At 53.0% G+C, this 17,977-nt stretch carries 13 protein-coding genes, 3 tRNA genes and 2 rRNA genes; 13 read left to right on the forward strand and 5 right to left on the reverse strand.

The window, feature by feature from the left end; genetic code table 11:
* The first annotated feature begins 56 nt into the window (after nucleotides 1–56).
* From E6P06_RS03595 to E6P06_RS03615, 5 genes are all read left to right on the forward strand, one after another.
* Nucleotides 57–132, forward strand: a tRNA-Glu gene (locus tag E6P06_RS03595).
* A 211-nt stretch (nucleotides 133–343) separates the two neighbouring features.
* Nucleotides 344–3,245 (forward strand): 23S ribosomal RNA (locus tag E6P06_RS03600).
* A 96-nt stretch (nucleotides 3,246–3,341) separates the two neighbouring features.
* Nucleotides 3,342–3,457 (forward strand): 5S ribosomal RNA (rrf, locus tag E6P06_RS03605).
* Nucleotides 3,458–3,512: 55 nt separating this feature from the next.
* Nucleotides 3,513–3,589: transfer RNA gene (locus tag E6P06_RS03610), tRNA-Asp, on the forward strand.
* A 52-nt stretch (nucleotides 3,590–3,641) separates the two neighbouring features.
* A tRNA-Trp gene (locus tag E6P06_RS03615) sits at nucleotides 3,642–3,717 on the forward strand.
* A gap of 99 nt (nucleotides 3,718–3,816) precedes the next feature.
* Here E6P06_RS03615 and hdfR read toward each other — a convergent pair.
* Nucleotides 3,817–4,662, reverse strand: coding sequence for an HTH-type transcriptional regulator HdfR (gene hdfR, locus E6P06_RS03620; RefSeq protein WP_085952510.1), 846 nt, complete (start codon nucleotides 4,660–4,662; stop codon nucleotides 3,817–3,819).
* A 106-nt stretch (nucleotides 4,663–4,768) separates the two neighbouring features.
* On the opposite strand from hdfR, the gene maoP reads away from it, so the two are divergent.
* The gene (maoP, locus tag E6P06_RS03625; RefSeq protein WP_003018025.1) at nucleotides 4,769–5,107 is read left to right on the forward strand and encodes a macrodomain Ori organization protein MaoP; all 339 of its coding nucleotides are present in this window, start codon (nucleotides 4,769–4,771) and stop codon (nucleotides 5,105–5,107) included.
* 24 nt (nucleotides 5,108–5,131) lie between these two features.
* On the opposite strand, the gene E6P06_RS03630 is transcribed toward maoP, so the two are convergent.
* The gene (locus E6P06_RS03630) at nucleotides 5,132–6,652 is read right to left on the reverse strand and encodes a YifB family Mg chelatase-like AAA ATPase (RefSeq protein ID WP_139934950.1); all 1,521 of its coding nucleotides are present in this window, start codon (nucleotides 6,650–6,652) and stop codon (nucleotides 5,132–5,134) included.
* A gap of 352 nt (nucleotides 6,653–7,004) precedes the next feature.
* Here E6P06_RS03630 and ilvL point away from each other — a divergent pair, with 352 nt between their 5' ends.
* The 6 genes from ilvL (at nucleotide 7,005) to ilvA (ending at nucleotide 13,557) form a co-directional block, all read left to right on the forward strand.
* The gene (gene ilvL, locus E6P06_RS03635) at nucleotides 7,005–7,103 is read left to right on the forward strand and encodes an ilv operon leader peptide (RefSeq protein ID WP_001311244.1); all 99 of its coding nucleotides are present in this window, start codon (nucleotides 7,005–7,007) and stop codon (nucleotides 7,101–7,103) included.
* Between the two features lie 139 nt (nucleotides 7,104–7,242).
* On the forward strand, nucleotides 7,243–8,889 hold the full coding sequence (gene ilvG / locus E6P06_RS03640) for an acetolactate synthase 2 catalytic subunit (RefSeq protein WP_003841174.1): 1,647 nt from the start codon (nucleotides 7,243–7,245) through the stop codon (nucleotides 8,887–8,889).
* A complete protein-coding gene (ilvM, locus tag E6P06_RS03645) occupies nucleotides 8,886–9,149 on the forward strand; it encodes an acetolactate synthase 2 small subunit (RefSeq protein WP_003018017.1) in 264 nt (87 codons plus the stop codon). Before ilvG ends, ilvM begins: the two co-directional genes overlap by 4 nt.
* A gap of 17 nt (nucleotides 9,150–9,166) precedes the next feature.
* A complete protein-coding gene (locus E6P06_RS03650; protein WP_003018014.1) occupies nucleotides 9,167–10,096 on the forward strand; it encodes a branched-chain amino acid transaminase in 930 nt (309 codons plus the stop codon).
* Between the two features lie 60 nt (nucleotides 10,097–10,156).
* Complete coding sequence (gene ilvD / locus E6P06_RS03655) at nucleotides 10,157–12,007, forward strand: dihydroxy-acid dehydratase (RefSeq protein ID WP_003844609.1); 1,851 nt, start codon at nucleotides 10,157–10,159, stop codon at nucleotides 12,005–12,007.
* 5 nt (nucleotides 12,008–12,012) lie between these two features.
* Nucleotides 12,013–13,557: a threonine ammonia-lyase, biosynthetic gene (ilvA, locus tag E6P06_RS03660; RefSeq protein ID WP_003018007.1), complete on the forward strand. Its 1,545-nt coding sequence runs from the start codon at nucleotides 12,013–12,015 to the stop codon at nucleotides 13,555–13,557.
* Between the two features lie 63 nt (nucleotides 13,558–13,620).
* On the opposite strand, the gene fabV is transcribed toward ilvA, so the two are convergent.
* Together fabV and ilvY are read right to left on the reverse strand one after the other, a co-directional pair.
* Nucleotides 13,621–14,814: an enoyl-ACP reductase FabV gene (gene fabV / locus E6P06_RS03665; RefSeq protein ID WP_139934951.1), complete on the reverse strand. Its 1,194-nt coding sequence runs from the start codon at nucleotides 14,812–14,814 to the stop codon at nucleotides 13,621–13,623.
* A gap of 172 nt (nucleotides 14,815–14,986) precedes the next feature.
* Nucleotides 14,987–15,889, reverse strand: a complete 903-nt coding sequence (gene ilvY, locus E6P06_RS03670) for an HTH-type transcriptional activator IlvY (protein WP_003018003.1) — start codon at nucleotides 15,887–15,889, stop codon at nucleotides 14,987–14,989.
* A 164-nt stretch (nucleotides 15,890–16,053) separates the two neighbouring features.
* Here ilvY and ilvC point away from each other — a divergent pair, with 164 nt between their 5' ends.
* Complete coding sequence (gene ilvC / locus E6P06_RS03675) at nucleotides 16,054–17,529, forward strand: ketol-acid reductoisomerase (protein WP_003844614.1); 1,476 nt, start codon at nucleotides 16,054–16,056, stop codon at nucleotides 17,527–17,529.
* A gap of 115 nt (nucleotides 17,530–17,644) precedes the next feature.
* Here the strand turns inward: ilvC and ppiC are convergent, their stop codons facing one another.
* Nucleotides 17,645–17,926 carry a peptidylprolyl isomerase PpiC gene (gene ppiC / locus E6P06_RS03680; protein ID WP_003017999.1) on the reverse strand — a complete coding sequence of 94 codons (282 nt, stop codon included), beginning with the start codon at nucleotides 17,924–17,926 and terminating at the stop codon, nucleotides 17,645–17,647.
* Nucleotides 17,927–17,977 lie beyond the last annotated feature (51 nt).

Consider the following 17,977-nt stretch of genomic DNA (forward strand, 5'->3'; position numbering starts at 1 on the left):
CACAGATTGTCTGATGAAAAGTAAATAGCAAGGCGTCTTGCGATTGAGACTTACACGTCCCCTTCGTCTAGAGGCCCAGGACACCGCCCTTTCACGGCGGTAACAGGGGTTCGAATCCCCTAGGGGACGCCACTTGCTGGTATGTGTGAGTGAAAGTCGCCGACCCCAATATCTCAAAACTTACCTTCGGGTGACGTTTGAGATATTTGCTCTTTAAAAATCTGGATCAAGCTGAAAATTGAAACGACACACTGTTTCATTTCTCCGTAATAAGAAATGAAAAGCGGTGTGTTCGAGTCTCTCAAATTTTCGCAATCAGAAGTGAAACATCTTCGGGTTGTGAGGTTAAGCGACTAAGCGTACACGGTGGATGCCCTGGCAGTCAGAGGCGATGAAGGACGTGCTAATCTGCGATAAGCGTCGGTAAGGTGATATGAACCGTTATAACCGGCGATTTCCGAATGGGGAAACCCAGTGTGTTCCGACACACTATCATTACGTGAATACATAGCGTAATGAAGCGAACCGGGGGAACTGAAACATCTAAGTACCCGAGGAAAAGAAATCAACCGAGATTCCCCAGTAGCGGCGAGCGAACGGGGAGCAGCCCAGAGTCTGAATCAGCTTGTGTGTTAGTGGAACGGTCTGGAAAGTCCGACGGTACAGGGTGATAGTCCCGTACACCAAAATGCACAGGTTGTGAACTCGAAGAGTAGGGCGGGACACGTGGTATCCTGTCTGAATATGGGGGGACCATCCTCCAAGGCTAAATACTCCTGACTGACCGATAGTGAACCAGTACCGTGAGGGAAAGGCGAAAAGAACCCGGCGAGGGAGTGAAAAAGAACCTGAAACCGTGTACGTACAAGCAGTGGGAGCCTCTTTATGGGGTGACTGCGTACCTTTTGTATAATGGGTCAGCGACTTATATTCTGTAGCAAGGTTAACCGTATAGGGGAGCCGAAGGGAAACCGAGTCTTAACTGGGCGTTAAGTTGCAGGGTATAGACCCGAAACCCGGTGATCTAGCCATGGGCAGGTTGAAGGTTGGGTAACACTAACTGGAGGACCGAACCGACTAATGTTGAAAAATTAGCGGATGACTTGTGGCTGGGGGTGAAAGGCCAATCAAACCGGGAGATAGCTGGTTCTCCCCGAAAGCTATTTAGGTAGCGCCTCGTGAACTCATCTTCGGGGTAGAGCACTGTTTCGGCTAGGGGGTCATCCCGACTTACCAACCCGATGCAAACTGCGAATACCGAAGAATGTTATCACGGGAGACACACGGCGGGTGCTAACGTCCGTCGTGAAGAGGGAAACAACCCAGACCGCCAGCTAAGGTCCCAAAGTCATGGTTAAGTGGGAAACGATGTGGGAAGGCACAGACAGCCAGGATGTTGGCTTAGAAGCAGCCATCATTTAAAGAAAGCGTAATAGCTCACTGGTCGAGTCGGCCTGCGCGGAAGATGTAACGGGGCTAAACCATGCACCGAAGCTGCGGCAGCGACACTATGTGTTGTTGGGTAGGGGAGCGTTCTGTAAGCCGTTGAAGGTGTATCGTGAGGTATGCTGGAGGTATCAGAAGTGCGAATGCTGACATAAGTAACGATAATGCGGGTGAAAAACCCGCACGCCGGAAGACCAAGGGTTCCTGTCCAACGTTAATCGGGGCAGGGTGAGTCGACCCCTAAGGCGAGGCCGAAAGGCGTAGTCGATGGGAAACAGGTTAATATTCCTGTACTTGGTGTTACTGCGAAGGGGGGACGGAGAAGGCTATGTTAGCCGGGCGACGGTTGTCCCGGTTTAAGCATGTAGGCGGAGGTTCCAGGTAAATCCGGTACCTTTTTAACGCTGAGGTGTGATGACGAGGCACTACGGTGCTGAAGTAACAAATGCCCTGCTTCCAGGAAAAGCCTCTAAGCATCAGGTAACACGAAATCGTACCCCAAACCGACACAGGTGGTCAGGTAGAGAATACCAAGGCGCTTGAGAGAACTCGGGTGAAGGAACTAGGCAAAATGGTGCCGTAACTTCGGGAGAAGGCACGCTGATATGTAGGTGAAGCGGTTTACCCGTGGAGCTGAAATCAGTCGAAGATACCAGCTGGCTGCAACTGTTTATTAAAAACACAGCACTGTGCAAACACGAAAGTGGACGTATACGGTGTGACGCCTGCCCGGTGCCGGAAGGTTAATTGATGGGGTTATCCGTAAGGAGAAGCTCTTGATCGAAGCCCCGGTAAACGGCGGCCGTAACTATAACGGTCCTAAGGTAGCGAAATTCCTTGTCGGGTAAGTTCCGACCTGCACGAATGGCGTAATGATGGCCAGGCTGTCTCCACCCGAGACTCAGTGAAATTGAACTCGCTGTGAAGATGCAGTGTACCCGCGGCAAGACGGAAAGACCCCGTGAACCTTTACTATAGCTTGACACTGAACACTGGTCCTTGATGTGTAGGATAGGTGGGAGGCTTTGAAGTGTGGACGCCAGTCTGCATGGAGCCATCCTTGAAATACCACCCTTTAATGGCTGGTGTTCTAACGTGGACCCGTGATCCGGGTTGCGGACAGTGTCTGGTGGGTAGTTTGACTGGGGCGGTCTCCTCCTAAAGAGTAACGGAGGAGCACGAAGGTTAGCTAATCCTGGTCGGACATCAGGAGGTTAGTGCAAAGGCATAAGCTAGCTTGACTGCGAGAGTGACGGCTCGAGCAGGTGCGAAAGCAGGTCTTAGTGATCCGGTGGTTCTGAATGGAAGGGCCATCGCTCAACGGATAAAAGGTACTCCGGGGATAACAGGCTGATACCGCCCAAGAGTTCATATCGACGGCGGTGTTTGGCACCTCGATGTCGGCTCATCACATCCTGGGGCTGAAGTAGGTCCCAAGGGTATGGCTGTTCGCCATTTAAAGTGGTACGCGAGCTGGGTTTAGAACGTCGTGAGACAGTTCGGTCCCTATCTGCCGTGGGCGCTGGAGAATTGAGGGGGGCTGCTCCTAGTACGAGAGGACCGGAGTGGACGCATCACTGGTGTTCGGGTTGTCATGCCAATGGCATTGCCCGGTAGCTAAATGCGGAAGAGATAAGTGCTGAAAGCATCTAAGCACGAAACTTGCCCCGAGATGAGTTCTCCCTGAGACTATAAGTCTCCTGAAGGAACGTTGAAGACGACGACGTTGATAGGTCGGGTGTGTAAGTGTAGCGATACATTGAGCTAACCGATACTAATGAACCGTGAGGCTTAACCTTACAACGCCGAAGATGTTTTGGCGAAAGACAGACATCATATTCAGCTTGATTACAGATTATATCGACATGCAAAAGCGTGTTGATAAACAGAATTTGCCTGGCGGCTGTAGCGCGGTGGTCCCACCTGACCCCATGCCGAACTCAGAAGTGAAACGCCGTAGCGCCGATGGTAGTGTGGGGTCTCCCCATGCGAGAGTAGGGAACTGCCAGGCATCAAATTGCAGTAAACCGGGATGAAGAATCCGGGTAGTGACAAAGAAATTCGGTGGAGCGGTAGTTCAGTTGGTTAGAATACCTGCCTGTCACGCAGGGGGTCGCGGGTTCGAGTCCCGTCCGTTCCGCCACTTATTAGAAAATTAAGCCTGCTACTAAGCAGGCTTAATGATAAAAAAATTTAGGGGCGTAGCTCAGTTGGTAGAGCACCGGTCTCCAAAACCGGGTGTCGCGAGTTCGAGTCTCTCCGCCCCTGCCAGAAACAATCCTTAGCATTCTTGCTAAGGATTTTTTTTATCTGCAATTTGCGCTGTGCCTTCCAATTGTTTTATTCCCGGCATCCTTGCCCGTATTTTCTTTAATCTTCCAGAATATTCGTTCTCAGCAAGTCGCAAATCAGCGCATGTTTATCGCTGTTTTGCAGCCAAACTGCATATAACGGGCGCGAAAGGGTTGTACTGTCAGTAACCGTATGGAGATCGCTTTTACCTTTAGCCCAACTGACCGGAAGCCAGCTAAAGCCTCTAAGGACTGAAAGTTGCTGCCTGGCCAATTCTGCCGAACTGGTGGTGAGTACCGGCACTTCATCTCCCGCAATCAATCCCGCTTCGTGTTGCTGAAAGTCAGGTCCCCATTCCAGACGCAGATAATTCAGTTCATCCTTGGTTTGCGAAGGAGAACTGCAATAGAGCGCCAGCGTGAAATATCCCAACAGTTGGCTGCTAAATTCGTCCATTTTGGGCGTTTCGGTAGTAATCAGTAGATCAAGCTGTCGTTCATGGAGCTGTTTTACTAACGACTGTCGCTGAGCGATCCTCGCTTCAAACTGCAGGCTGGATTGCGGCTCCTGGGATTGGTACAAACGCCCCAGCCAGCCATTAAGCATGCATTCCCAGAGGGATGCGCTGGCACCAATAGAAAACTCGTTATGCCGCGAGGTATTCGCAACCTCCTTACGTGCGGCTTGCCACGTATTCATCAGCGTTTCAGCGTAAGGCAGTAATTTTTCACCTGCAGCGGTTAAACGGATATTGTTTCTGTGTCGGGTGAACAGGTTTACACCCAATTGATTTTCCAGTTGTCTGATCCGGAAACTAACCGCTGATTGGGTCAGATAGAGCGCTTCAGCAGCTCTGCCAAAGTGGCGTGTCCGGCTAACTTCCAGGAAAGTTTTTAACAATTCCGTATCCACAACTCGCTCCATAAAATTATTTGTCGTTATGATTTAAATCTTTTGTTTGACGCTCTGTCAAGCGTAACTAATACTCCGCGCCATAAATAGCTCGGCCAAAGAATTAGGAGCGTGCAGGATGGCGGAAAGCTTTACGACGACTAATCGATATTTCGATAATAAATATTATCCCCGCGGATTCTCCCGTCATGGTGATTTCACCATTAAAGAAGCACAACTGCTTGAGCGTCACGGTTATGCTTTCAACGAGCTGGATCTGGGCAAGCGTGAGCCGGTAACGGAAGAAGAAAAACTGTTTGTTGCGGTATGCCGTGGTGAGCGCGAACCGGTTACCGAAGCTGAACGTGTGTGGTCCAAATACATGACGCGCATTAAGCGTCCAAAACGCTTCCACACGCTGTCTGGCGGGAAACCTCAGGTGGAAGGTGCGGAAGACTACACCGAATCTGATGATTAATAAAAAAGGGCGAAAGCCCTTTTTTTATGCCAGTATTTTTTGCAAATGAATGAGTAATCTGTCTATCGCCCTATACCCAACAGCCTCCTGTAAGTGCTGGCGAGAGATATGGTCAGATTGTTCTATATCCGCGATCGTTCGAGCAACCTTTATCAGGCGTAACCAGGCGCGGATGGATAATCCGAGATGCGCGAGCGTTTCTTCAAGCCACTGTGCATCGTCACTGCGCAGTGGACAGTATTTATTGATATCCTGACTGTCCAGATGCGCGTTTAACTTATTTTGTCGTCGATACTGACGATCTCGCGCTGCCATAACACGTTGCTTCACCGTTGCGCTATCTTCCCCTTTTACCTGGTTCTGGCTGAGTATCCCGGGCGGTGGCAAAGGGATTTCGAGAGAGAGATCGAAGCGGTCAAGAAATGGACCTGATAATCGATTGAGGTAGCGTAGCGTCTGCTCTGGGGTACAGCGGTTATGGTTCCCCTGATAATGGCCTGTTGGGCTGGGATTCATAGCGGCTATGAGTTGAAAGCGAGCGGGATAGGTGATTTTTGCTCTGGTGCGGGATAGATGTATCTGTCCGGACTCAATGGGTTCGCGCAGTGCATCCAGCGTGCGCCGCTCAAACTCGGGTAGTTCATCCAGAAATAGTATGCCGTTATGCGCCAGAGAGATCTCGCCTGGCGCAGGAATAGAACCTCCACCGACCATGGCGGTTAATGAAGCACTGTGATGCGGAGAGCGAAAAGGGCGTTGTTTCCACTGTTTCTGTAGCGTGTCGGAATTGACCAGACTAAGAATCGCGGCGCTTTCCAGTGCCTCATCGTTACTCAGTGGCGGAAGCAATCCTCTCAGGCGACTGGCCAGCATAGTCTTACCCGTACCCGGAGGGCCGATGAGTAAGAGGTTATGACCGCCAGCTGCGGTAAGCTCCAGCCCGCGTTTACCCTGTTCCTGGCCGATAACATCGCTCAGATCATCTGCTAATGCGCAGGGGATAAAATCTGCTGATGATGGTCTGTCTAAATCATGCTTACCTTCGAGGAATGCGCATACTGCCTGTAGATGATCGGCTATGAGGCACCCTTCACCCTGTATTAGTCCAACTTCAGCTGCATTCTCTTTTGCGACAATAATTCTCCTGCCTGCGCGAATGGCTTCGGTTGCACTTGATATCGCACCGGGAACGCCGCGTAACGCGCCTGTAAGCGCTAATTCACCTACCAGCTCATATGTATCGAGATTATGGGTAGTAAGCTGCTCAGAAGCGGCCAGAAGCGCAACTGCGATAGGTAAATCATATCGTCCCCCTTCTTTTGGGAGATCGGCCGGAGCGAGGTTTATGGTTATCTTCTTTGCCGGGAATTCATAACCGCTATTAATTACCGCACTGCGAACCCGATCGCGGGCCTCTTTTACCGTTGTTTCGGGTAATCCCACCATGGTTAAACCAGGCAAACCATTGCTGATATGTACCTCGATGGTAATGGCTGGCGCATTCACGCCCAGCGCAGCGCGTGTGTGAACAATCGATAGTGACATAAGCCCTCCTGATGAAAGCATTATGTCGCAATACATCGCTGCAAGATTTCACATAATTACGGTTTTTAGAGGCTTATTCCCGTGTTTTTATGTAGCTCAACACTGATTACATTAAGTCTGGAATAGCGCTCGCAAACGCTTTTGCATGGCGTTTTTAGTAGGGAATGGGTAGCCGAGAATCACCTGAAACGTGAAATATTTTCACCTTTGATTTTTTGTTTAAAAAACAACGATATTTATCTAAACCGTTAACGTCGTCAGAAAAACGAATAAAAAAATATCTTGTGTCATTTGCAAATTCTATGGTAACTCTTTAGGTATTCCTTCGAACAAGATGCAAGAAAATACAAAAATGACAGCCCTTCTACGAGTGATTAGCCTGGTCGTGATTAGCGTGGTGGTGATTATTATCCCACCGTGCGGGGCTGCACTTGGACGAGGAAAGGCTTAGAAAACAAGCCTTAACGAACTAAGACCCCCGCACCGAAAGGTCCGGGGGTTTTTTTTGACCTTAAAAACATACACGAGGAGCAGAAAGTGAACGGTAGCATAAAATTCTGTTTCTCAAGATTTACGGCGGGGATGTAACTATGAATGGGGCACAGTGGGTGGTACATGCGTTGCGTGCACAAGGGGTTCAAACCGTCTTTGGTTATCCTGGTGGCGCAATTATGCCGGTTTACGATGCGTTATATGACGGCGGCGTAGAACACCTGTTGTGCCGACACGAGCAGGGCGCGGCAATGGCAGCAATTGGCTATGCCCGTGCGACCGGTAAAACCGGCGTGTGTATCGCCACTTCCGGGCCTGGTGCTACCAACCTGATCACGGGCCTTGCCGATGCGCTGTTAGATTCAGTTCCTGTGGTGGCGATCACCGGCCAGGTGGCATCATCTTTCATCGGAACGGATGCGTTCCAGGAAGTGGACGTTCTGGGTATGTCTCTGTCCTGCACCAAACACAGTTTCCTGGTGCAGTCACTGGAAGAGCTGCCGCGCATCATGGCTGAAGCTTTTGCTGTGGCGAATTCCGGTCGTCCGGGGCCGGTTCTGGTTGATATCCCGAAAGACATCCAATTGGCCAGCGGTACGCTGGAGCCGTATTTTACGACAGTCAAAAACGTAGAGGTTTTCCCGCACGCTGACGTTGAGCAGGCGCGTAAAATGCTGGCACAAGCGCAGAAACCTATCCTGTACGTAGGTGGCGGCGTTGGTATGGCGCAGGCGGTCCCGGCCCTGCGTGAATTTATCGCGGTAACCCAAATGCCGGTCGCCTGCACGTTGAAGGGGCTGGGCGCAGTAGAGGCTGACTACCCATACTATTTGGGTATGTTGGGAATGCACGGCACTAAAGCGGCAAATTTCGCGGTGCAAGAATGTGATTTACTGATTGCAGTGGGCGCGCGTTTTGATGACCGGGTAACCGGCAAGCTGAATACCTTCGCACCAAACGCCAGCGTGATCCACATGGATATCGACCCTGCGGAAATGAACAAGCTGCGCCAGGCGCACGTAGCATTGCAGGGTGATTTAAATTCTCTGCTGCCGGCATTGCAGCAATCGCTGAAGATTGACGCATGGCGTCAGCATAGTGCTGAACTGCGCACAGAGCATACCTGGCGCTATGATCATCCCGGTGAGGCTATCTACGCGCCACTGTTGTTGAAGCAGTTGTCCGATCGCAAACCCGCGGACAGCGTAGTGACAACGGATGTTGGCCAGCATCAGATGTGGTCGGCGCAGCATATGACCTACACCCGCCCGGAAAATTTTATCACCTCGAGCGGCCTGGGCACGATGGGCTTTGGCTTGCCAGCAGCGGTTGGCGCGCAGGTTGCTCGCCCGAACGATACGGTAATCTGTATCTCCGGTGACGGTTCCTTCATGATGAATGTACAGGAGCTCGGCACCGTAAAACGCAAGCAGTTGCCGCTGAAGATAGTTTTACTCGACAACCAGCGGTTAGGCATGGTGCGACAATGGCAGCAGCTGTTTTTCCAGGAACGTTATAGCGAAACCACCCTTACCGATAACCCCGATTTCCTCATGTTGGCCAGTGCCTTCGGCATCCCAGGTCAACACATCACCCGTAAAGACCAGGTTGAAGCGGCACTCGACACCATGCTGAACAGCGAGGGGCCATACCTGCTTCATGTCTCAATCGACGAACTTGAGAATGTCTGGCCTCTGGTACCGCCAGGTGCCAGTAACTCAGAAATGCTGGAGAAATTATCATGATGCAACATCAGGTCGCCGTTGAGGCTCGGTTCAATCCGGAAACGTTAGAACGTGTTTTACGCGTGGTACGCCATCGCGGTTTTCAGGTGTGCTCCATGAATATGGAAGCAGCCAGCGATGCGCAGAATATAAATATCGAATTGACCGTTGCCAGCCCCCGGTCGGTCGACTTACTGTTTAGTCAGTTAAGTAAACTGGTAGACGTTGCACATGTTGCTATCTGCCAGAGCACAACCACATCACAACAAATCCGCGCCTGAGCGCAAAAGGAAGAAAAATGACGACGAAAAAAGCTGATTACATTTGGTCTAATGGCGAGATGATTCGTTGGGAAGACGCGAAGGTTCACGTGATGTCCCACGCGCTGCACTACGGTACTTCTGTATTTGAAGGCATCCGTTGCTACGATTCTCACAAAGGGCCGGTGGTGTTCCGTCATCGCGAACATATGCAGCGTCTGCGTGATTCAGCCAAGATCTATCGTTTTCCGGTTTCTCAGAGCGTTGATGAGCTGATGGAAGCTTGCCGTGAGGTGATTCGTAAAAACAATCTGACCAGCGCCTATATCCGTCCGCTGGTGTTTGTTGGCGACGTGGGGATGGGCGTTAACCCGCCAGCGGGATACACCACTGACGTGATCATCGCTGCGTTCCCGTGGGGCGCTTACCTTGGTGCTGAAGCACTGGAACAGGGGATCGACGCGATGGTTTCTTCCTGGAACCGCGTTGCTCCGAACACCATCCCTACAGCGGCTAAAGCGGGCGGTAACTATCTGTCTTCGCTGCTGGTGGGTAGTGAAGCGCGTCGTCATGGCTATCAGGAAGGCATTGCCCTGGATGTGAATGGTTACATCTCTGAAGGCGCGGGTGAAAACCTGTTTGAAGTAAAAGACGGCATTCTGTTTACCCCGCCGTTTACCTCTTCTGCACTGCCGGGTATCACCCGTGACGCGATCATTAAGCTGGCGAAAGATCTCGATATCGAAGTGCGTGAGCAGGTGCTGTCCCGTGAGTCGCTGTACCTGGCCGACGAAGTGTTCATGTCCGGTACCGCGGCCGAAATCACCCCAGTACGCAGCGTCGATGGTATCCAGGTGGGCGAAGGCCGCTGCGGTCCGGTCACCAAACGCATCCAGCAGGCCTTCTTTGGCCTCTTCACTGGTGAAACGGAAGATAAATACGGCTGGTTGGATCAGGTTAATCAATAAACATAAATTTGGGACGGCACGCACCGTCCCAATTATTAGACAGACGGGAGTTAATCAAGCATGCCTAAGTATCGTTCTGCTACCACCACCCACGGCCGCAATATGGCGGGTGCTCGCGCACTGTGGCGCGCCACCGGGATGACCGATGATGATTTCGGTAAACCGATTATCGCTGTGGTGAACTCTTTTACCCAGTTTGTGCCGGGTCACGTCCACCTGCGCGATCTCGGTAAACTGGTTGCCGAACAAATCGAAGCCTCAGGCGGCGTGGCGAAAGAGTTCAACACCATTGCTGTGGATGATGGTATCGCCATGGGGCACGGTGGCATGCTGTATTCACTGCCGTCGCGCGAGCTGATCGCCGATTCAGTGGAGTACATGGTTAACGCCCACTGCGCCGATGCGATGGTCTGTATCTCTAACTGCGACAAAATCACCCCTGGAATGTTAATGGCCTCTTTGCGCCTGAATATTCCGGTGATCTTTGTTTCCGGCGGTCCGATGGAAGCCGGGAAAACCAAGCTCTCTGACCAAATCATCAAGCTCGACCTGGTTGATGCGATGATTCAGGGCGCTGACCCGAAAGTCTCCGACTCACAAAGCGAGCAGGTTGAACGTTCCGCCTGTCCAACCTGCGGCTCCTGCTCCGGCATGTTCACCGCCAACTCGATGAACTGCCTGACCGAAGCGCTGGGCCTGTCGCAGCCGGGTAACGGTTCGCTGTTGGCGACTCACGCCGACCGTAAAACGCTGTTCCTTAACGCGGGTAAACGCATCGTTGAGCTGACTAAACGCTACTATGAGCAGGATGATGCTTCTGCGCTGCCGCGCAACATTGCCAGCAAGGCGGCGTTTGAGAATGCCATGACGTTGGATATCGCCATGGGCGGCTCCACCAACACTGTTCTGCACCTGCTGGCGGCGGCGCAGGAAGCGGAAATTGACTTCACCATGAGTGATATCGACAAGCTGTCCCGCAAAGTCCCACAGCTGTGTAAAGTGGCGCCGAGCACGCAGAAATACCATATGGAAGACGTGCACCGCGCAGGCGGCGTACTGGGTATTTTAGGCGAACTGGATCGTGCCGGACTGCTGAACCGCGACGTGAAAAACGTGCTGGGTCTGACTCTGCCGCAAACGCTTGATCGGTATGACGTGATGTTGACCAAAGACGACGCGGTGAAAAAAATGTTCCGCGCCGGACCGGCGGGCATCCGTACCACCCAGGCGTTCTCGCAGGACTGCCGTTGGGATACGCTGGATGACGACCGCGCTGAAGGCTGCATCCGCTCGCTGGAACATGCTTACAGCAAAGACGGCGGTCTGGCAGTCCTGTACGGTAACTTTGCGGAAAACGGCTGTATCGTAAAAACTGCAGGCGTGGATGACAGTATCCTGAAATTCACCGGCCCGGCAAAAGTGTATGAAAGCCAGGACGATGCGGTTGAAGCAATCCTCGGCGGTAAAGTGGTGGCTGGCGACGTGGTTGTCATTCGCTACGAAGGGCCGAAAGGCGGGCCAGGCATGCAGGAAATGCTCTACCCAACCACCTTCCTGAAATCGATGGGCCTCGGCAAGGCTTGTGCGCTGATTACCGATGGTCGTTTCTCCGGCGGTACTTCGGGGCTTTCCATCGGTCACGTTTCTCCGGAAGCGGCCAGCGGCGGTAATATCGCGATTATCGAAGATGGTGACATGATTGCCATCGATATCCCGAATCGTGGCATTCAACTGCAACTGAGTGATGCGGAAATCGCTGCGCGCCGTGAAGCGCAGGAAGCTCGCGGTGACAAAGCCTGGACGCCAAAAGATCGTCAACGTCAGGTCTCCTTTGCACTGCGCGCCTACGCCAGCCTGGCAACCAGTGCCGACAAAGGTGCGGTGCGCGATAAGTCTAAGCTCGGGGGATAATGACCATGGCGGATTCACAACCTCTATCCGGTGCTCCTGAAGGCGCTGAGTATCTCAGAGCGGTACTGCGTGCGCCGGTATACGAAGCGGCACAGGTAACGCCGCTACAGAAAATGGAAAAGCTCTCTTCGCGCCTCGATAACGTCATTCTGGTGAAGCGAGAAGACCGTCAACCCGTTCACAGTTTCAAGCTACGCGGTGCCTATGCCATGATGGCGGGCTTGACCGAAGAGCAAAAAGCGCATGGGGTCATCACCGCATCGGCGGGTAATCATGCTCAGGGTGTCGCGTTCTCTTCTGCGCGATTAGGCGTGAAGGCGCTGATTGTCATGCCAACGGCTACCGCCGATATCAAAGTCGATGCCGTTCGCGGCTTCGGCGGAGAAGTGCTGCTGCACGGCGCGAATTTTGATGAAGCCAAAGCCAAAGCGATTGAGCTGTCGCAGCAGCAGGGTTTTACCTGGGTTCCACCGTTTGATCATCCGATGGTGATTGCCGGGCAGGGCACGCTGGCGCTGGAGCTGCTCCAGCAGGACGCTCATCTCGATCGCGTATTCGTGCCTGTTGGTGGTGGCGGATTAGCGGCAGGTGTTGCGGTGCTGATTAAACAGCTGATGCCGCAAATCAAAGTGATTGCCGTGGAAGCGGAAGATTCGGCCTGCCTGAAAGCAGCGCTGGATGCTGGTCATCCGGTGGATCTGCCGCGTGTGGGTCTCTTTGCCGAAGGCGTAGCGGTGAAACGTATTGGCGATGAAACCTTCCGTCTGTGCCAGGAATATCTCGACGATATTATCACTGTCGATAGCGATGCTATTTGTGCGGCAATGAAAGACCTGTTCGAGGATGTACGTGCGGTGGCTGAGCCTTCCGGGGCGCTGGCGCTGGCGGGGATGAAAAAATACATCGCCCAGCACAATATTCGCGGTGAACGTCTGGCGCATGTTCTTTCCGGCGCTAACGTTAACTTCCACGGCCTGCGCTACGTTTCCGAACGTTGCGAGTTAGGGGAGCAGCGCGAAGCCTTACTGGCGGTGACCATCCCGGAAGAGAAGGGAAGTTTCCTGAAGTTCTGCCAGCTGTTGGGTGGCCGTTCGGTAACGGAGTTTAACTACCGCTTTGCCGATGCGAAAGACGCCTGCATTTTTGTCGGTGTACGCCTGAGCCGTGGGCTGGAAGAGCGTAAGGAAATCCTGCAACTGCTCAACGAGGGCGGCTACAGCGTGGTGGATCTGTCTGATGACGAGATGGCGAAGTTACACGTGCGCTATATGGTCGGTGGACGACCGTCGAAACCCTTACAGGAGCGTCTCTACAGCTTCGAATTCCCCGAATCACCAGGGGCGTTGCTCAAATTCCTGCATACCCTGGGTACGCACTGGAATATTTCATTGTTCCACTATCGCAGTCACGGTACCGACTATGGTCGCGTACTGGCGGCATTTGAGTTGGGGGAACACGAGCCTGATTTCGAAACGCGGCTCAATGAGCTGGGCTATGATTGTCACGATGAAACGCATAACCCGGCGTTCAGGTTCTTCCTGGCGGGTTAACAACAGCCATTAAAAAAGGGTTCATGTAAAAACATGAACCCTTTTTGCTACTGTATCAGCAGATTACAGCGTGATAACGTCGAATTCGACTTCGGTGTTCACGTCAGCGTCGTAGTCCACGCCGTCGAGACCAAAACCGAACAGGTTCAGGAATTCCTGCTTGTAGCCTGCATAATCGGTTTCTTGCGCCAGGCTTTCGGTGGTGATCAGCGGCCACAGGTCGCGACATGCCTGCTGAATGTCATCACGCAGTTCCCAGTCATCCATACGGATACGCTGGTTGTCATCAAGCGCCACTTTGTCACCGTACAGGCTGGTGGTCATCAGACGGTTGATTTGCTCGATACAACCTTCATGAATCCCCTGTGCTTTCATCAGCTTGAAGACCATGGAGATGTACAACGGCATTACTGGAATGGCGGAAGACGCCTGAGTGATAACGGACTTCAGTACGGCAACGTTCGCGGAACCGTTCAGCGGAGCCAGCTGGTTACGCAGTTCGCCCGCGGCGCGATCGAGATCTTCTTTCGCTTTGCCCAGCGCGCCGTGCCAGTAGATTGGCCAGGTCAGGTCGGTACCGATGTAGGAGTAGGCTACGGTTTTCACGCCGTCAGCCAGCACGCCAGCTTCGTTCAGCGCGCCCATCCACAGTTCCCAGTCTTCGCCGCCCATGACGGTGACGGTGTTCTGCACTTCTTCTTCGGTTGCCGGCTCAATGCTGGCGGTGATGATCTGATCTTTGTTGGTATCGATCGCTTTAGAGGTGTAAACCTCACCGATTGGCTTCAGCGCAGAACGGACGATTTCACCGGTTTTCGGCATTTTACGCACTGGGGAAGCCAGTGAGTAAACCACCAGGTCAATCTGACCCAGGTCTTCTTTTATCAGTTTGATCACTTCATCACGGCATTCGTCAGAGAACGCATCGCCGTTGATGCTTTTGGAGTACAGACCTTCACGCTTAGCTGCTTCATCGAAAGCGGCAGAGTTATACCAGCCTGCGGAACCCGGTTTGGTATCCGTGCCCGGTTTTTCGAAAAATACGCCGATAGTGGCGGCTCCGCTGCCAAAGGCGGCAGAAATTCTGGAAGCCAGACCGTAACCGGTGGAAGCACCGATCACCAGCACGCGGGACGGGCCGTTCTCGATTTTCCCGTTCTGCTTAACATACTCGATCTGCTTTTCCACGTTGACTTTGCAGCCAGTCGGATGGGTCGTTGTACAGATGAATCCACGAATTTTTGGTTTGATTATCATAATGATGGCTAATTAAGTTTGTATTTTCGCTGTCAAGTGCGCAATGACACCGTCTGTTCTGGCCTGCTTAACGCGATGGTTAACAAGCCCCCCACTACAATGGATCACGACATTATACAGAAAAGGAGCGCCAATACTGAATCTACCACTGATTTTAGGCCTGACGCTGGAGCTAGTCGGCAGATTTACGTTCCAGAACAATCTTCCAGAACGCGTCGATCAGCGGTTCATGCAGCCGCTTTTTCGGCGCGCAGACGCCCAGTTCGAACGGCGTTTTCTCGTCGCTGCGTTCTAAAATCATCACGCGGTTACGTACCGGCTCCGGGCTGTTTTCCAGCACCACTTCCGGCAGCAGCGCCACGCCGCAGCCCAGCGCCACCATTGAGACCATCGCTTCATGACCGCCTACCGTAGCGTAAATCGATGGGTTGCTGATTTTGTGACGGCGGAACCACAGCTCAATGCGGCGGCGGACCGGCCCCTGGTCGGCCATGATAAACGGCACCGTCGACCAGTCGGGTTTCTCGACGGAAACCTGATTACGCACCGGGCAGGGCAGCGCCGGGGCGATCAGCACCACCGTCAGATTCTCCAGCATCGAGAAAGCTACCGCGCCGGGTAGTGTCTCGGGCTTACCGGCAATCGCCAGATCGGCTTCACCAGTGACCACTTTGTCCATCGCATCGGCGGCGTCGCCGGTGGTGAGCTTAATTTCCACCGATGGATGCTCGGCGCGGAAACGATCGAGAATGGGTGGCAGATGGCTGTATGCCGCAGTTACCGAACAGAAAATATGCAGTTCGCCTGACAGCGACGGCCCTTGTTGATCGAGGGTGTGGCGCAGTTGCTGGTATTGCAGCAGCGTCTGTTGGGCGAATACGCGCAGCTCTTCGCCCGCTTCGGTCAGCGTGACCGTGCGGTTATCGCGCACAAACAGCGGCTGGCCGAGATCTTCTTCCAGGCGCTGAATCTGGCGCGAAAGCGTGGAGGGGCTGACGTGCATTGCCCGTGCGCTGCGGCCAAAGTGGCGACTTTCAGCCAAATGCAGGAACATTTTCAGATCGCGTAAATCCACAGACGAGCCTCCGATTTTCTACGTTGCATAAATTGCAATGTGACGTTGTGAATATATCAATTTCCGCAATAAATTTCCTGTTGTAATGTGGATTCAATCTCGCAAATACAAATCTGCGAACCGAATAATAAGCACCACAACACAACATCACGGAGTACACCATCATGGCTAACTACTTTAATACACTGAACCTGCGCCAGCAGCTGGCACAGCTGGGTAAATGTCGCTTTATGGGCCGCGACGAATTCGCCGATGGTGCGAGCTACCTTCAGGGTAAAAAAGTGGTCATCGTCGGCTGTGGCGCTCAGGGTCTGAACCAGGGCCTGAACATGCGTGACTCCGGTCTGGATATCTCCTACGCACTGCGTAAAGAAGCCATTGCTGAGAAGCGTGCTTCCTGGCGTAAAGCGACCGAAAACGGCTTCAAAGTGGGTACCTACGAAGAGCTGATCCCGCAGGCTGACCTGGTGGTTAACCTGACGCCAGACAAGCAGCACTCCGACGTTGTACGTTCGGTACAACCGCTGATGAAAGATGGTGCGGCGCTGGGCTATTCACACGGCTTCAACATCGTCGAAGTGGGCGAGCAGATCCGTAAAGACATCACCGTTGTGATGGTGGCACCGAAGTGCCCGGGTACTGAAGTTCGTGAAGAGTACAAACGTGGCTTCGGTGTACCGACCCTGATCGCCGTTCACCCGGAAAACGATCCGAAAGGAGAAGGCATGGCGATTGCTAAAGCCTGGGCTGCGGCCACCGGTGGTCACCGTGCGGGCGTGCTGGAGTCCTCCTTCGTTGCGGAAGTGAAATCTGATCTGATGGGTGAGCAGACTATCCTGTGCGGTATGCTGCAGGCAGGTTCTCTGCTGTGCTTCGATAAGCTGGTGGAAGAAGGCACTGACCCGGCATATGCTGAAAAACTGATTCAGTTCGGCTGGGAAACCATCACCGAAGCGCTGAAGCAGGGCGGCATCACCCTGATGATGGACCGTCTGTCTAACCCGGCGAAACTGCGTGCTTACGCGCTGTCCGAACAGCTGAAAGAGATTATGGCGCCGCTGTTCCAGAAACACATGGACGACATCATTTCCGGCGAATTCTCTTCCGGCATGATGGCTGACTGGGCTAACGACGATAAGAAACTGCTGACCTGGCGTGAAGAGACCGGCAAAACCGCGTTCGAAACCGCCCCGCAGTTTGAAGGTAAAATCGGCGAGCAGGAGTACTTTGATAAAGGCGTTCTAATGATCGCGATGGTGAAAGCGGGCGTTGAGCTGGCGTTCGAAACCATGGTTGATTCCGGCATCATCGAAGAATCTGCGTACTACGAATCACTGCATGAATTGCCGCTGATCGCGAATACCATCGCCCGTAAGCGTCTGTACGAAATGAACGTGGTTATCTCCGATACCGCAGAATACGGCAACTACCTGTTCTCTTACGCTTGCGTACCGCTGCTGAAAGAGTTCATGACCACCCTGCAGACCGGCGACCTGGGCAAAGCGATTGCCGAAGGTGCGGTAGACAACGCGCAGCTGCGCGACGTGAACGATGCGATTCGCAGCCACGCTATCGAGAAAGTGGGCCAGAAACTGCGCGGTTACATGACCGATATGAAACGCATTGCCGTTGCTGGCTAAATAGGATGTCGGGTGGCGCTTGCGCTTACCCGACCTACGCACAGCAGATGTAGGCCGAATAAGGCGTAGCCGCCATCCGGCAAAAAAAGCCCGGTGTTTAACACCGGGCTTTCTATTAGTTACGGTACAGCACTTTAATGATGTGGTAACCAAACTGAGTGTGCAGCGGGCCGGTTGGCTCCAGCACAGGGCAGGAAAAGACCACTTTGTCGAACGCCGGAACCATCTGGCCCTGACGGAATTCACCTAAATCACCGCCGCGTTTGCCTGATGGGCAGATAGAGTGTTTCTTCGCCAATTTGCCGAAGTCGGCGCCGTTTTTAATCTGTTCCAGAAGATCCAGTGCCAGTTTCTCTTCTTTAACAAGGATATGCACTGCTGCTGCTGTTTTTGCCATGATCGTGCCTTGAGTGGGGTGGTTAAGGCTGGCTATACTACCACGCTGTTA

Origin of the sequence: Citrobacter sp. CF971, assembly GCF_006385635.1 — a bacterium.
GTDB classification, from domain to species: domain Bacteria; phylum Pseudomonadota; class Gammaproteobacteria; order Enterobacterales; family Enterobacteriaceae; genus Citrobacter; species Citrobacter freundii.